The sequence below is a fragment of the Natrinema versiforme JCM 10478 genome (assembly GCF_000337195.1).
In the GTDB taxonomy this organism is placed as follows: Archaea; Halobacteriota; Halobacteria; order Halobacteriales; family Natrialbaceae; genus Natrinema; species Natrinema versiforme.
In genome coordinates, this window is sequence record NZ_AOID01000062.1 from 45,596 (window position 1) to 61,302 (window position 15,707).

A 15,707-nucleotide genomic window follows, 5' to 3' on the forward strand; every position below is an offset into this window, starting at 1 on the left:
ACTAGCCGATAGAAAGCGCCATACGAACCGTTCGATGCGCGGACTGTTGGTTCCCGACCTCATTCGTCGGCCGCTCGGACAGAATGGTCAATCGGGGGTCAGGAATCCGCTACGCGAGGCGGCGAGCAAGACTTATACCTGACTGGCTAGTTAGTCAGTACATGGGCCAGGCACTATCGCAGAAACGACCGTGGCTCGCGGCACTCCTCGCAGCACTCGTGACCGGGCTCGGCCACCTCTATCTCCGGCGGTGGCGTCGCGCGATCGGATGGCTCGCCACGTCTTTCGTGACGACCGCACTATTCGTCGACCCGGCCGCATTCGACGCGTTCGTCGCCGGTAGCTGGGGCCGTGAGACGCTGATCGCGATCGCGCCGATGTTCGTTGTCATCGGCTTCAGTATCGTCGACGCGTATCTCCTCGCTCGAGTCCAAACCGACGACACTGTCACCGACTCGAGCGACGGCACCGATGCGGACTCGGTCACGTGCCCCCACTGCGGGAACGACCTCGATCCCGACCTCGAGTTCTGTCACTGGTGTTCGAACTCGGTTGCGGATACCGATCGCGACCGCTCGGACCCGATAGACGAGGGTCGCTGACAATCACTCGGTCAGCCGACGGAGGTCTCGTCGCAGTGGGGTCGCGTTTCGGTTCGTATCGGAACTGTCTCGAGGAGAGTCCCGCGGCTGTCATAAGCGAGGCCGCGATTAGGCGTCGCGCACCAAGACGGCGGTGACGTACTCGTCGGCGGTTCGTCTGGCCGTTTCGAGCGGTTCCCCGTCGTCCAAGACGACCGCTCGCGTTCGGGCCCCGTCGACGATCGTCATGAGCGCCCGCGAGACGTGATCGGCATCGACATCGGCGAAGACGCCCGCCTTGATTCCCTGCTCGATCACGGTCCGAAGCAGGTATCGAATGTACTCGTCGTTTTGCTGGAAGCGGTCGCTGAACGCGTCGTTGTAGGGGGCCTGACTCCGCATCTCTAGCATCGCGATCAGCAAGTCGTGGTGGTCTTCCGGGTCGATCAGCAGTTTGTCGAGCAGGAGGTCCAGCCGGTGTTCCGGATCGGTCGTTTCGACCTCGTGGATCGTGTCCTGAAATCGATCGAGGAGGTAGTCCAGAAACGCCGCGAGGAGGTCGTCTTTCGTCTCGTAGTGATAGTGGATCGCGGCGGTCGATTTGCCGTACTCGTCGGCGATCCGTTTGATCGTGAGCGCGGCGTACCCGTGTTTTCCCAGTGCCTGGTAGGTCGCACGCATGATCTCTTCGTTCGGATCCGAGGCGGGCCGTCCCGGCGAATCAGCCATTGCATCCCACCTTCGTTGTGGGGCGGATAATAGTTGTGACCCGCTCGTAGCCAGACGGGATGTTACCATCCGATTAGTCTACTTTCAGACGAACGGGGCTAACGAACCGAGAACGCTGATTCGGTAGCCTTCCAAAGATTTTTGACTGACTAGTTAGTAAGTTCGATATCGATCGTATGGACGACCCAACTACTGCGATTCTGAACACAGCGTATCAGGCCCTCTGTACGCATGGGTCCGCCGCGCTCACGGTCCGAGATATCGCCGCCGAATCGTCGATGAGCAAGGCGTCGAACCACTACCACTACGTCGGCAAAGACGATCCGTTCGTCGCGTTACTCGACTCTATCGAGACGGACCTGCTGGCCGAACCGGCGGCGGAGGGACGACAGTGAGCGACAGTCGCGGTCGTCTCGGGTCCCTGTTCAAGGGACGCGAGGAGTTCGATCTCACGGCCGGCGACATCGGAAAACCGCTCTTTTTCCTGTCGATGCCGATCGTCGTCACGAACCTCTTTCAGACGGCCTACAACCTCGCGGATACGTTCTGGCTTGGCCAGTACAGTACCGACGCGCTGGCGGCGATCAGTTTCGCGTTCCCGATGGTGTTCCTCCTCATCTCGCTCGGGATGGGGATCTCGGTCGCCGGCAGCGTCCTCGTCGCCCAGTACACCGGCGCTGGGGAAGAACGGGAAGCCGAGTACGCCGCCTCACAGACGGTCATCTTCGCCGGCATCGCCTCGGTCGTTCTCGGAGTCGTCGGCTACGCATTCGTCGAGGAGTTCCTGGGAGTCATGGGTGCCTCCGCCGACGTGTTGCCGATGGCGACGAGTTACATGGAGGTCATCTCGCTGGGGCTGCTGTTCATGTTCGGCTTTGCGGTCTTCATCGCGCTCATGCGGGGCTACGGCGATACGATCACGCCGATGCTCGTGATGTTCGGCTCGGTGGTTCTCAATATCATCATCGACCCGTTCCTGATATTCGGGTGGACGGTCGTCGAGAACGCACCGCTCGTGGGCACGGTCAGCTTCCCCGAGCTCGGAATCGAAGGGGCTGCGATAGCGACGGTGTTCTCCCGTGCGCTGGCGCTGGTCGTCGGCCTCGCGATCATGTTCCGTGGTACCCGTGGCGTGCAGATCAACCTCCGAGATATGGTGCCCAATCTCGGCTATCTCCGCCGTCTCGCTCGAATCGGGGTCCCGGCCTCCATCGAGGGGACCGGCCGGGCGCTGTCGATGAACCTGCTGTTGTTCATCGTCGCGCTCTTTCCGGACACGGTCGTCGCCGCGTACGGAATCGGGACGCGTGTCTTCTCAGTCGTTTTCCTCCCCGCGATCGCGGTCGCCCGCGGCGTCGAGACGATGACCGGACAGAACATCGGTGCGAACAAACCCGAGCGAGCGGAACAGGCAGCAGCGCTCGCGGCGAAAACGCTCTTCGGCGTCCTCACGGGCGCGGGCGTTCTCGTCTGGTTCCTCGCCGCGCCGATTGCGGACGTGTTCACGACCGACCCCGCCGTCGTCGATATCTCCGCGACGTTCCTGCGTTACGTCGCGTTGACGTTCGGATTCATCGGGATCATGCGAGCCTACACGGGGAGCTTCCGCGGTGCCGGAAAAACGCTTACCGCGGCGGCGATCTCCGTGCTAATGCTTGGTGTCATCCGCTTCCCGATCGCGTGGCTATCCGCCGGTTCAATCGGCGAAACCGGCATCTGGCTGTCCTTCGCCGTCTCGAACGTCGCCGGCGCAGCGATCGCCTACGCGTGGTATCAGCGAGGCACGTGGCGCGAGAGCGATCTGACCGAATCCGCCGTCGACGTCGACGACACCAGCATCGACGTTTCGACAACCCATGACTGACATGACTCGAAACGAGACGCTAGCCGACCGACGACTCGAGATCGACCGTCGACTCGAGGAGGCACTCGAGCCGGTCGAGCACAATCGGTTCGGCCCTGCCCGGACGTCGATTACGGAACGCGACGACAGGCGGTACGGCCAATTGGTGGCGCAGGTTCACGACTCGATCGCGGCGACACCGAATCGCGAGACCGTGTTGTCCGCGGCGACGGCGATCGAACTGTTCCGCGGGTACGCCCGGCTCCGGGCGCAATTGCTCTGTCGTCTCGGCGACGAGGACGCCTCGGTGCAGTGGGACGTGACGAGCGCGCTGTTGGCCTCCGACTACCTCTACACAACCGCGTACTCGACGCTCGGAAGCCTCGAGGACGACCGTATCGGGTCATGTTTCGAAACGCTTGCGTCCGCCTCGGCCTCGATTATCGACGCATTGGGGACTGCCAAGAGCGAGTCGACGGGGCCGGCGACGGACTACTGTTCGCTGATCGACGAGACGGCTGGCTCACTCGGCCGCGGATCGGCCCGTATCGGTGCGACGCTTGCGGACATCGACGAGCAGTACAGCGAACACGTCGCGACAGTGGGCCACGGGTTCGGAACAGTCAGTCGAATACAGTTCGTCCTCGCGTCCGACGCCGGCGCTCTCCAACCGGGTTCATCGTCACCCACGGTACGACGACTCCGGCGGCACGCGACGCGGCGTCTGACCGAGGTCGAGCGGGCCCTCGACGAACTGTCGCCCGTCGCCGATGTCGCCCCCTTGCGAGCCTTCGTGAGGGAGGCTGCGCCGGACCGTCTGCCTAAACAATGTCGAGACTGACTCGAATCGAGGTCCTGCCCGCTCGTGATAACAGGACGCCGAGGCAGTTCACAGACGACTCAGGCCGTTTCCGACTGCTCTCCCCTCGAGCGACGATCGGTCTCAGTGAGCCACTCCCCCTCCGAAAGCTGATCCGCGATGTCGGTCAGCTGGCCGGGTAGGCAGTCGGTTCACTTTTTCACAGACCGAACCGCACGCAGTCACAGCACCGGTATACTGTGCCGACCATACTACCGAAGACACGTTCTACTGGGGATCTCTCGAGCTATCGATAAATAGAGAGGTATACAGAAGTATACTAAATCCTAGTTTTCTATCGGATCCTGGAATCCACGTTTCGCGAATCGAAGTCGATGGCGACGATCTCCGGCGATGAATTTCGGAACGGAACCGACGAGAGACACGCCGCTTTGACGTTCCGCGCCGTGACCGTGTGTAGAACCACGAACGAAAACCGCAACGACGCCGAGTAAGGGGAATAGGCAGCGATTAGTTGCATTGCCGATCGGCTGTATGTGATCACTAGCGGTCAGCAGCGTAGCAGGCCACCGAATCGTCGGCCGGAACGCATCTGTGTGGGTTCCGTCTCCAGCCTGTCGGTTTACGTTCCTGTCGTACTCTGGGAGCATCGACTGCACCAGACCGATCGGAATCTCTCTGGAAACCAATCACTATTTGAGATTGGTAACTTCTGTATTGTGGGATGTCGATACGCAGTCACCTTGAGAAGGTCACGCACAGACAGCCGACCGAACCGGGTCTCTCGAGTCGGCGGTCGGTGCTTGCCGGCGACAGCGAAGATTTGGCCGCCCGGTTTCGATCGCGCCGAACAGCGTTCGGTGCCGCCCGAGCGCTCTCAGCCGTCCAACGGCGACTCGGTGCCGCGGACGCTGTCGACGATTACGTCGCCGTCAGGCCGAGACGCGATCCAGAACAGTTTGTGGGCGGTGACCGCCTGCTCGAATTGCACGTCCGGCGTGGACCCCACGGCGATCTTCCGGAGCGTCCACTTGAATAGCGCGTTTTCGGCCTTCTCGCGGACCTGCTCGTCGGTGAGTTCGGACGGAACGACGAGGACGTCGTCGACGGTTCTCGAGACGGTCTCGGGGACCACGTCGGCCCGCACGGCGAGTCGACGAGCGCGGTCGACGCTGACGACGTACTCGAGGTCTCAGTCCGCGATTATTGGTCGGTTGACCGTCACGACCGTGTCGTAGACGCGGTATGGATACGCGACCGCGCCGACGCGGCCGGTCGAGTCAACATCTTCGCGTGCTACTGTCGGCTCGATGACGGTCAGGTTCGAACGCTACCGGGTCTGTCCCGTGATGTCGGCGGTCTCGGCCTGCTGCCGACGCGTTTCGCTCATTATAAAGAGCAAGGAGAATACCCGCGCCTTTAGGCGCGGGATGAATCCGACATTCTGAGCGACAACCCACCGACGACACTCCAGCCAGATATTCAACGCCCAGTCGTGTGTTTTAATAGGTCTCTTCTCATAACTAGTTATGGACCACAGACAGATGCTGGAGACGACCCGTACCTACGTCGCACGCATCACGAATCACGAACAGGTTCGTGACGACCTTGACCAGTGTGGGTTCTCCGCATCCAAACTGTGGAACGTCGGTCGCTACTACATCCAAGGTCGGTGGGACGACGACGACGAGATTCCCGACGAGGCCGAACTGAAATCGGAGTTGAAAGACCACGAACGCTATAGTGACCTGCATTCTCAGTCAAGTCAGCGAGTTCTCGAAGAACTTGCTGAGGCGTTTATCGGCTGGTACAACTCCGACGACGGTAACAACCCACCGGGCTACCGGAAACGTGGCGACGCCCACCCGCGTTCCACCGTCACGTGGAAGAAACGGGCTATCAAGCACGACGATAAGCACGGCCAACTCCGCCTCTCGAAAGGGTTCAACTTGAAAGAGAGTCGGTCTGACTTCATCCTCGCGGAGTACGAAACCCGCCCCGACGTAGAAGTCGAGAATGTCCAGCAGGTGCGTGCCGTCTGGAACGGAGACGAGTGGGAACTGCATCTCGTCTGCAAGAAAGAGATTCCAGTCGAAGACGCACCCGGCGACAAGACAGCGGGTATCGACCTCGGTATCACGAACTACCTCGCCATCGACTACGAAGACGGCCCTTCGGAGTTGTATCCGGGGAACGTGCTGAAAGAGGACAAGCACTACTTCACCCGCGAGGAGTACCAGACCGAAGGTGAGAACGGGCCGTCAAAACGTGCGCGGAAAGCCCGACAGAAACTCTCCCGACGCAAAGACCACTTCCTCCATACCCTCTCGAAACACATCGTTCAGCGGTGTGTCGAAGAAGGCGTAGAAGAGATCGCGGTTGGTGACCTCAGCGATATTCGTGAGGATGACAACGGTGACTCACGGAACTGGGGCCAGTCGAGGAACAAGAAACTCCACGGATGGGAGTTCGACCGATTCGCTCGCCTTCTCGAATACAAGACCGAGGAACATGGCATCCTCGTTGACCGCGTAGACGAGGAGAACACGAGCAAGACGTGTTCGTGTTGCGGGCAGATTCGTGACTCAAATCGCGTGGAGCGCGGTCTGTACGTCTGTTCGTCGTGCGGGGCGACGATGAACGCAGATGTGAACGGTGCGGTGAACATTCGCAGAAAGATAACTCAAAGTCTCCCGACAGGGGATATGAGTAACGGCTGGTTGGCACAGCCCGGAGTCTTCCTGTTCGACCGCGAGAGCGGGTCGTTCAAAACGAGAGAGCAGGGAGTCTGCAAACCGTAATATCCCAACGCTTGGGATTCCTCCGCCTTCAGACGGAGGAGGATGTCAATCCTCACCCGAGTTCCAGTAATTGCTCTCTTCGACGTGGGCGCGAATGGTGTCCGTTTCCGTCACGGCTTTCGGATCGACATCGCGACCGCCGTCGGTCACGTACTCGGGCGTCCCGGTCGGATCGTCGCTGCTCGAGAGCGCCGAGAGCGGCTTGTTGAACGACTCGAAGTGGTCGTCGACGCCCTCCGGTGGCTTCGTCAGCAGTGAGACGACGATGAGCGTCGTCGTCGAGAGGATGAACGCGGGGAAGAGCCCGTAAACGGCGTCAACATAGGTGGCCCGCTCCGGTGAGGTGGGCTCCCCATCACAGTAGATAGTAGCACTGTTTTTCATCCAGAATTGTACATATCAGTCAGCGATTCCGTATCGAGTGAGCTCTGCCCGAATCTCTTGGCGTTTCATCAGTGCGAACCCCACAACTATGAGGAGGAACCCTCCAACCATGGAGAACGTGATTGGCTCCCCGAATAGAAGCCACCCCGTAGTCGCGGCAACTACAGGAGACAGATACATAACAAGAGTTACCTCGAACGAGGGGCGACGCTGGAGCAATGAAAAATAGAGCAGATACGCAACGACTGTCGAGATGATACCGAGATAAACGACTGCCACGCCAGCAATCAGTGACACCTCACCACTCCACGTCTCTCCAAATAGTGGGCCCAGGACGTGTAAGAGGACTGCACCGAAGGCCGCTGACCAAGCTGTTTGCACTGAACTGGTGAGTGACATGTCGGCGTATCGAATCAGCACACTCGACAGCGCGACGCCACCCGCACCCCCGAATAGAATGGCTTTGCCAAGCAGGCTCTCGGTGAACGTAATTGCTCCGGACGGAACCAGCATAACCACCACACCGACGAATCCGATTCCTAAACCAACGATCGAGAGAGGGCGAAGCCGTTCTTTGGGAAGAAGCACCCACGAGAACCCGGCTGTTAACACCGGAACGAGGCTAGTCATTATGCCCGAGAAAACGCTCGTCGTCAGGGCCTGGCCGATGTACCAGACACCGTTGCCGATTACAGTCCACAACACGCCACCAGCAACGATCGCAAGCACGTCACCTTGTGAACGTGGCCACCAGTCTTCCCCCCGAAGGACGACGTACCCGATCATAATCAGGCTAGCCACGTCGAATCGCAGTGCCATCAACAGAAGCGGCGGGAACGTCGAAAGCCCGATTTCGGCAGCCGGAAAGATGGTACCCCATACCAGTGCGAGAAGCCCCAGATCCCGAACGTCTCTAACTGTCGACATTCTATACTCTCCGTGATTTTGTAACCGGATTAGCTCTCCACAGTCTGATGATAGACTCCACACCGCGCCATTGTCCCGCGAGTTGTACTCGAGTTGTTGACGTACTCATTCGACTGACAGCCACCTGTCGTAATTGTCACACACGGTCTTGAAAATATCGAAGTTGGCGGATGTGTTCCGAAAATAATACTCAACCGGATGTGCAATGTCACGTCTGGAGAACCGCACCTCCTTCAACTTGTGGTAGCGCGGAGTCCCCACCCTCAAGGAGCAACGCAACGAGCGAACGCAAGTGAGTAGCGCAGTAGGGTGGGATAGTTGACTCCGAGTTTCTCAGGCTTGGTGTAATATCGAGTCTAGACACTAAAGCCTGGGACTGAGTCCTCAGAATCACGTAAGAAGTTGTGGGTCGCGACGATATACGCGGATCCAGCAACCTCCGATGTCATCACGCGGGTGCCGTCTCTGTCCTTGTGGTCTTGGAGTTCGCCTTCAAAACGCGTTCCGATCACGCTTTCGTAATGATATGGCTCGTTAAGCTCAAGTCTGTCCTTGTCATGAAGAAGGGTCATTTTAGCACAAGTCCCGGTTCCACACGGTGAACGATCAACCTGCCCTTCGCCGAAAATAACGACGTTTCGGTCGGCGTCGTTGTCTGACTCATAGAACTCCGTAATGTCCACTGTTATACTCTTTCCAGAAAGTGGGTCTTGAAGATCAATCTCTTGGTTGATGGTCCTCCGGATTTCAAGGCCTAATTCGACGAATTTGTCGGTGTTTTCTGTCGCGACTGCGAGGTCAACTGCAGACGCAGAAATGAGTGCGAATACATTACCAGCGTGGACAACGTCTACCGGTACTACGACTGTTCTGCTACCAAGCGCCAGGGTAACTTCGACCTTGTCAATAATATATGTGGTAATGTTCTGGACCGCAACTCGTTCGACCTGCCCGTCCTCACTCATCTCTGGACGTGCTGAGACGACGCCTGCTGGCGTTTCGATTCGTAACTGTGATTTCGCTTCTAGTTGTCCCGTTTCTATCAATGCAGTCACGACACCGATAGTTCCATGCCCACACATGTCGAGGTACCCCTTGTTATCCATGAAGAATAATCCAAGGTCAGCTTCGTCACGAGAGGGAGGGACCGTAATCGCTCCGAACATATCGTCATGGCCTCGTGGTTCCTTCATCAGGAACTCACGCAAGTGGTCGAGCTCTTCGGCAAACTTATCCCGTTGCTCTTGAACCGTTCCGCCCTCGAACACTTCTCGGTTGAGGCCGCCAGTGATAATGCGAGTCGGCTCGCCACCTGTGTGCGTGTCGATCGACTCAATAAGCACGTTTGACTGCATATCCTATCATCCGCGAGTTCAAGTATAATGATTTCGCTCCTGAGGGGTTCTCAGTACCAATGAAAAAGATTCAATTACAGCAGTCAGATCTGCAACCCCAACCTATAGTTTCTCTAAGTCGGATATCTGCGAGTCGTTCCAGTCGTAAAACGGCTCGTCTATCTCTTTCAGAGTCTCAACGCACTCATTGTACCGGTGGACTGCTATCTCACGATACGGGTCGTTAGGATGGTTCTCGATCCACTCACGGAGTTCTGACAGAGCGCGTGGGGAGTAGCTCTCTATCGCCCCTTGTTTGGTTATCAACTCGGCTTTTTTATCTTCCTCGGAAAGGGTTTTCTTCAGAGCCACTATGGTAACCACCCACAAGCTAATTATCATTGATAGCATGACGACCCAACCGAACGCAGTTAATGTTTCCGCCATTATCAGTCACCTCCCGGCGTCAGAGCGGGTTCATTCGTTTTTCCTCTCCGAATGAACTGCATGAGTAGGACACTCCCGATAGTAAGACCAGCCATGAGGGCGAGACCGCTGATTGCCCGCGGGTCCTCGATATTGGTCGCGAAGTAATATCCCATAATGAAGACCATCACGGTCGGAATCACGTATTTGATGATCGGATCCCAATAAGAGCCAATATAGACATCGCTGTTATGATTTAAGTCGAGGATACGAGCGCGTTTCGAATCAATCACCCAGCCGACAAGGATGAGTATCATCAACGTCGCAAGCGGGAGTCCGAAGTTGCCGAACATAAAGTCCATCCATCCGAGGAACTCAGAGGAATACGCGCTCGGAATTCCGAGCAACCACCAAGCCCCGACAACTGCTATCACGGACTGAGTACGCGTCAGACGCGTCTCTTCTTTGACTGTCGTTACCCCGACCTCTGTGATACCGAGGCCGGACGAGTATGTAGCAAACAGGAAGCCAAGGAAGAACAGAAGGCCCCAGATGTAGCCTCCGGTCATACTCGGGAAGATGGAAACGAGCGAAACGAAGGTCAACTCAGCGCCTGTAGTCGGTTCTAGACCGAACGCGAAGACGGCAGGAAACACGGTAAAGATGGCAAGTAGACCAATGCTCGTATTCCCAACTGCGGTAATCAAGCCGCCTCCGAGCGGGACATCGTCGCTCTCTCCTAGGTAGCTACCGTAAGTGAGTGCAATACCCCATCCCAGCCCGGTTGAGAAGAGTGCCTGACCAAGAGCAGCGATCCACGTATTTGCATCGGTCATGTACTGCCACTCAGGGTTGAACGCGAACGCGAGCCCTTCCATTGCCCCAGGAAGCGTTAGCCCTTTGATAGCGACTGCGGATAGCGTCACCACCAAAGCCGGGATCATCCATTTGACGACTCGTTCAATACCATCCGATATACCGAAAAGTAACACAAATCCGACTAGGACTGCAACCAATGTGTGCAGTCCCACGACTAAAAGAGGAGACCCAGAGAACGCGGCCCAGAACGCCGTGGGATCGAACCCAGGTTGATAGAACGTTCCCAGTACCGCGTGCGCCAGATAGTAGATTGTCCACGCGATTACCGGAGCATAATAAGACATCAACCCGATATTGACGATGACGACTACGAGGCCCAATCCTTCGGACCACCCTTCTCCGAGGAAGTTCTTAAACGCACCAATGACTCCACTCTGGGTGTACCGGCCGAGAAACGTTTCTGCCATTAATCCAGGGACAGCGATGAGGTACAGTAGGGCGAGATATATAACCAAAAACGCCCCACCTCCGTTCATTCCAGCAACATAAGGCATACGCCAGATGTTACCTGACCCCACAACAGCCCCAACCAGTGCCATAACGAAACCAAATCGTGTTGCCCACTGATCACGGGCAAGTCCTGTATCCTCTTCCATACTACGATAAAACGTGAAAGATACGTTTGTATAAATGTTTCTGTTCTCGTATCGCGTGTATCGCTGGATCAAAACGACTTCATGAGATCTTCCGATTTACTCCATATGAATCTCAAAATAGCACATTCGAAGAACACGCCAGGTTAGTCTAGGATCCCTTGATCAACATCTATCCTTCAATCAAGGATCCCATTCAGTTCAGTCTGCTCTGTTGAATAGAGGTACGGCATCGAATTCATAGTGCTGAAGAGGTGCATTCGACGTTGGAGATGTCGAATATCAAAACGCCTTCTCTGAACTCACGGTACCATGTCTGCGCTCGCACGGTGCGACCGTGCGAGCGCTTACTACCGAAAAGCACGTCACACTCAGCCAGCGGTGGTTGTACAACTCATCGTTCATCCCACATTGTGTACGTGATCGGACGGTGCATAGAGACAGTGACGAATTAGCGGACGGACATCATGAGAATGCAGCCACTCGCGAAACGCGTTCTTGCTGTAGCCTTTATCAGCGGCGAGGGTCAGCAGATTCGAAGTACGTTCCATCGATCGTACCGTGGCCAAGTGGGCAGTGCTGTGCCGAAGCGTACAGAAACTGTCGCCACATCCACATCTTGAATCGGTCAAACGCCTTGCACAGCGTGGATGGCTTCAGGAGTTCCGGATTAAACTCTAAGATATCGTAGACGGCACTCATCAAGGAAATTCGATTAACGGCCTCGCGGTACGTGTGGTTATCTTCGAGGCGGATACAGTGAATGACGACGTGTTTCTAGCGGCGAAATCGCCGCTGGCGGGCTCGCCCGCTCGCTTCCCAACGCTTGTTTAGCTAGCTGCTTACACTCCTGAACCAAGTCAAGGAGCGAGACTTCAATAGCAGGTTCTTCTCCTGGGCTCTATCTTCTCTAAACCACCGATACAGACTTTCGTAGAGGCTTTTCAACAAAGCTTCCTGTACCAGATCTTAGCGCGGTCATTAATAAAGGATGTTTCCTCGGCGTTACTGACCCACACTCAGTCAGACGCCGACGACGGCCCGAAGCGCGAACAAGGCGTTTTCCTTTCGCTCGCGGATCCGACGGTAGAAGTACTGCATCCACTTGTCGCCGTAGGGGATGTACTGATTGACTTCGTAGCCCTTTGCGGCGAGGTCGCGCTGGACGTCCTCGCGAACGCCCATGAGCATCTGGATCTCGAAGGGGGTGTCGTGTTCCTTGTGCAGGTCGATCGCAGTCTCGAGCATCTCCAGATCGTGGCTTCCGACTGCGATGCCCTGATCGAACTCCCGGAATAGGAACTCGAGATGCTCGATATACGCCTCGTTGACGTCTTCTTTCTTCTCGTAGGCGACCGAGGACGGTTCGTCGTAGGCACCCTTAACCAGTCGGACCGCCGCGGGAACGTCGGCGAGGCGACGCAGGTCGTCGCCCGTACGTTTGAGGTTCGCCTGAATGGCGACGCCGACACCGTGAGGATGGTCCTGAGCCGTCGATTCGATGACGTCTAAGGTCGTGTCGGTCGTCGTGTAATCTTCCATATCACACCAAACGAACACGTCTTCTTCGGCCCCGGCCTCGACGATTCGTTCGAAGTTCTCCGCAAAGACATCCGGTCCGATGTCGATGCCGATCTGAGACGGCTTGACTGAGACGCTTCCGATCAGGTCGCGAGCGGCCAGTTCTGAAATAAGACGACAGTACTCGTCTGCATCCTCGTCTGCGGGCACACGGTCGTGATAGTGTTCGCCGAGGAGATTGACGATGCCACCCATCCCCGACTCGTTACAGTCGGAAACGTGATCCAGCGTGCCGGAGACGGTCGTTCCGGCGACGAATCGACTCGCGATCGGCGGTATCATACCGTGTCGGTGGCACGCAAGCCCCCTAAATCGATACCCGACCAAAAGATTCGCCCAGTATCGTCGAGAATTAATACCGGGGAGTCGATCAGGTCTCGTCCGGGTTGAGCAGTTTCGCTTCGGCTTTCCGGAGGTGCTCGAGCAGCGTCGTTTTCGACACGCCGAGTTCGTCCGCGAGTTCGCGCGTATCGATCTCGCGCGGCCACGCGTAGTAGTTGCGGTCGCAGGCGAGTTCGAACGCGTCCCGCTGGCGGGGTGTCAGCTGGTCGAGCCTATCCGGCGTTCCCGACGAGTCGCCCGTCGGCGAGGCGATCTTGCTGATCGAAATCTCGGCATCGGTTTCGGCCCGAATGCTCTCGAGTCGGCTCTGAATCTCGGGGCGACCGTCGGCGACGAAGACCGGCCAGTGCTCAAGCCCGCGTTCGACGCGCACCGATGCGTCGTGAATAAAGCCGTGCGAGACGAGCGTGTCGCTGATACTGTGTTCGGGCTCGTACTCGACGAAGAGTTCCCGGGTCGCGTTCCCGGGGTCCGGTGCCCCGCTGGTCGGGCGCTGGCCGAGTTCGACCGTCGAGTGTGTCAGCGGTGACTCGTTTGCGAATTCGACGAACTCGTCGAGTTGCGCCGTCGTGTCCGCGTAGACGGTGAAGTGACCCTTGACCGTTTCCTCGACGGTTCGGTGGACGGTGTGGACGAGCAGTCCGGCGTCGACCGCTTCGGTCGCCTGTAACCCCCAGCAGTCGGGATGCCAAATCTCGAGCGCGAGTCGAGTGCCGTCTGTCCCCGTCGTCGCTGTAGAACTCGTGCTGCTCATGTGTCGGTTCTGCTCGTCCGTTTCGGTGTGAGCAACATAAACATACTGAATACGGACACCGCCGACTCCGCTCGAGTCGGTCCCGACCATGGGAGGCGGTGGTTATTCCCTGCCAATCCGTGACTCATACGGTATGAGCCAGCAGACGACAGCCCAGCCAAACCGTCACTACATCAACGGCGAGTGGACCGACGGCAAGGGCGACGAGACGTTCGAGAGCGAGAACCCTGCAACCGGCGAAACGCTGCGGACCTTCCACCGCGGGACCGAGGCCGATGTCGACACGGCTCTTGAGTCCGCAGAACGCGTTCAAGACGAGTGGGAGGAACTGTCTCATATCGACCGCGCGGAGTACCTCTGGGACATCTATCAGGAACTCCGTGACCGGACGGACGAACTCGGCGAAATCGTCACAAAGGAGTGTGGTAAAGAGATCTCCGAAGGGCGAGCCGACGTCGTCGAGGCCGCACACATGGTCGAGTGGGCAGCCGGGAACGCCCGGCACCCACACGGGGATGTCGTTCCGTCCGAAATCGGAAGCAAAGACGCGTACATGCGGCGCAAGCCCCGCGGCGTCGTCGGCTGTATCACGCCGTGGAACTTCCCCGTCGCGATCCCGTTCTGGCACATGGCCGTCTCGCTGGTCGAGGGCAACACCGTCGTCTGGAAGCCCGCCGAACAGACGCCGTGGTGTGCCCAGATCGTCGCCGAAATGTTCGAGGACAGCGGCATTCCGGACGGCGTCTTCAACATGATTCAGGGCTTCGGCGACGCCGGCGAAGCCATCGTCGAGGACTCGCGCGTCGACACCGTCCTCTTTACCGGCTCGGCGGAGGTTGGCCAGCAGGTCGGGCAGACCGTCGCCGAACAGCCCGGCAAGCTCGCAGCCTGCGAGATGGGCGGCAAGAACGCCGTCGTCGTCACCGACGAAGCCGACCTCGACACGGCCGTCCACTCGGCCGTGATGAGTTCGTTCAAGACGACCGGCCAGCGTTGTGTCTCCGCCGAGCGCCTGATCGTCCACGAGAACGTCTACGACGAGTTCAAGGAGCGCTTCGTCGACATCGCCGCGAACGTCGCCGTCGACGACCCGCTCGCCGAGGACACCTTCATGGGTCCGCTCGTCGAGGGCGAGCACAAGGAGAAAGTCCTCGAGTACAACGAACTCGCCCGCAGCGAGGACGTCAACGTGCTCGTTGACCGCGACGAGTTGGACGACGACGAGATCCCAGAGGGCCACGAGGACGGCCACTGGGTCGGCCCGTTCGTCTACGAGGCCGATCACGAGGCGGACCTCCGCTGTACGCAGGAGGAGGTCTTCGGTCCCCACGTCGCGCTCATGGAATACTCGGGCGATATCGAGGACGCCGTCGAGATCCACAACGACACCGAGTACGGGCTCGCTGGTGCGATCATTTCCGAGGATTACCGCGAGGTCAACTACTACCGCGACAACGCCGAGGTCGGACTCGCGTACGGCAACCTGCCGTGTATCGGCGCGGAAGTCCACCTGCCGTTCGGTGGCGTCAAGAAGTCAGGTAACGGCTACCCGAGCGGCCGCGAAGTGATCGAGGCCGTCACCGAGCGGACCGCGTGGACGCTGAACAACTCGAACGACATCGAGATGGCACAGGGGCTGTCCGCCGATATCACGACCGACGATGACTGAGACGACCTGTCCCCTCTGCGGGCGCGGAGCCCGCGTCTCGGACG

The 15,707-nt window shown here is 58.1% G+C and carries 13 protein-coding genes and 3 pseudogenes; 6 read left to right on the plus strand and 10 right to left on the minus strand.

What is annotated here, in order from left to right:
• Positions 1-161: 161 nt before the first annotated feature.
• On the plus strand, positions 162-602 hold the full coding sequence (locus tag C489_RS18910) for a zinc ribbon domain-containing protein (RefSeq protein ID WP_006432972.1): 441 nt from the start codon (positions 162-164) through the stop codon (positions 600-602).
• Positions 603-710: 108 nt separating this feature from the next.
• Here the strand turns inward: C489_RS18910 and C489_RS18915 are convergent, their stop codons facing one another.
• Entirely contained in the window at positions 711-1,310 is a 600-nt protein-coding gene (locus C489_RS18915) for a TetR/AcrR family transcriptional regulator (RefSeq protein WP_006432973.1), read from the minus strand.
• 176 nt (positions 1,311-1,486) lie between these two features.
• Here C489_RS18915 and C489_RS18920 point away from each other — a divergent pair, with 176 nt between their 5' ends.
• Genes C489_RS18920 through C489_RS18930 form a run of 3 tightly spaced genes read left to right on the plus strand, consistent with a single transcriptional unit; the run spans position 1,487 to position 3,994 of the window.
• Entirely contained in the window at positions 1,487-1,705 is a 219-nt protein-coding gene (locus C489_RS18920; protein ID WP_006432974.1) for a TetR/AcrR family transcriptional regulator, read from the plus strand.
• Positions 1,702-3,174 (plus strand): MATE family efflux transporter, encoded by a 1,473-nt coding sequence (locus tag C489_RS18925; RefSeq protein WP_006432975.1) that lies wholly within the window; start codon positions 1,702-1,704, stop codon positions 3,172-3,174. The genes C489_RS18920 and C489_RS18925 overlap by 4 nt, the downstream gene beginning before the upstream one ends.
• On the plus strand, positions 3,167-3,994 hold the full coding sequence (locus C489_RS18930) for a hypothetical protein (RefSeq protein ID WP_006432976.1): 828 nt from the start codon (positions 3,167-3,169) through the stop codon (positions 3,992-3,994). The genes C489_RS18925 and C489_RS18930 overlap by 8 nt, the downstream gene beginning before the upstream one ends.
• Positions 3,995-4,850: 856 nt before the next feature.
• Here the strand turns inward: C489_RS18930 and C489_RS22980 are convergent.
• Positions 4,851-5,294: pseudogene (locus tag C489_RS22980) on the minus strand (hypothetical protein).
• A 223-nt stretch (positions 5,295-5,517) separates the two neighbouring features.
• Between C489_RS22980 and C489_RS18940 the strand changes: the two are divergent.
• Positions 5,518-6,774, plus strand: a complete 1,257-nt coding sequence (locus C489_RS18940; RefSeq protein WP_006432978.1) for an RNA-guided endonuclease InsQ/TnpB family protein — start codon at positions 5,518-5,520, stop codon at positions 6,772-6,774.
• A gap of 45 nt (positions 6,775-6,819) precedes the next feature.
• On the opposite strand, the pseudogene C489_RS18945 reads toward C489_RS18940, so the two are convergent.
• From C489_RS18945 to C489_RS18980, 8 genes and pseudogenes are all read right to left on the minus strand, one after another.
• Positions 6,820-7,086, minus strand: a pseudogene (locus tag C489_RS18945) (sodium/proline symporter); the annotation flags it as partial.
• Positions 7,087-7,173: 87 nt separating this feature from the next.
• Positions 7,174-8,085 (minus strand): DMT family transporter, encoded by a 912-nt coding sequence (locus C489_RS18950; protein ID WP_006432980.1) that lies wholly within the window; start codon positions 8,083-8,085, stop codon positions 7,174-7,176.
• 356 nt (positions 8,086-8,441) lie between these two features.
• Positions 8,442-9,440, minus strand: coding sequence for a proline racemase family protein (locus tag C489_RS18955; protein WP_006432982.1), 999 nt, complete (start codon positions 9,438-9,440; stop codon positions 8,442-8,444).
• A gap of 102 nt (positions 9,441-9,542) precedes the next feature.
• Positions 9,543-9,866 carry a hypothetical protein gene (locus C489_RS18960; RefSeq protein WP_049891100.1) on the minus strand — a complete coding sequence of 108 codons (324 nt, stop codon included), beginning with the start codon at positions 9,864-9,866 and terminating at the stop codon, positions 9,543-9,545.
• A gap of 2 nt (positions 9,867-9,868) precedes the next feature.
• Complete coding sequence (locus C489_RS18965) at positions 9,869-11,320, minus strand: sodium-dependent transporter (protein WP_083902852.1); 1,452 nt, start codon at positions 11,318-11,320, stop codon at positions 9,869-9,871.
• 707 nt (positions 11,321-12,027) lie between these two features.
• Positions 12,028-12,197 (minus strand): annotated as a pseudogene (locus C489_RS23265) (IS5/IS1182 family transposase); the annotation flags it as partial.
• A 143-nt stretch (positions 12,198-12,340) separates the two neighbouring features.
• A complete protein-coding gene (locus C489_RS18975; RefSeq protein WP_006432988.1) occupies positions 12,341-13,180 on the minus strand; it encodes a proline dehydrogenase family protein in 840 nt (279 codons plus the stop codon).
• An 88-nt stretch (positions 13,181-13,268) separates the two neighbouring features.
• A complete protein-coding gene (locus C489_RS18980; protein WP_049891120.1) occupies positions 13,269-13,994 on the minus strand; it encodes a helix-turn-helix domain-containing protein in 726 nt (241 codons plus the stop codon).
• A 133-nt stretch (positions 13,995-14,127) separates the two neighbouring features.
• On the opposite strand from C489_RS18980, the gene C489_RS18985 reads away from it, so the two are divergent.
• Entirely contained in the window at positions 14,128-15,663 is a 1,536-nt protein-coding gene (locus tag C489_RS18985; protein WP_006432990.1) for an aldehyde dehydrogenase family protein, read from the plus strand.
• The last annotated feature ends 44 nt before the right edge of the window (positions 15,664-15,707 follow it).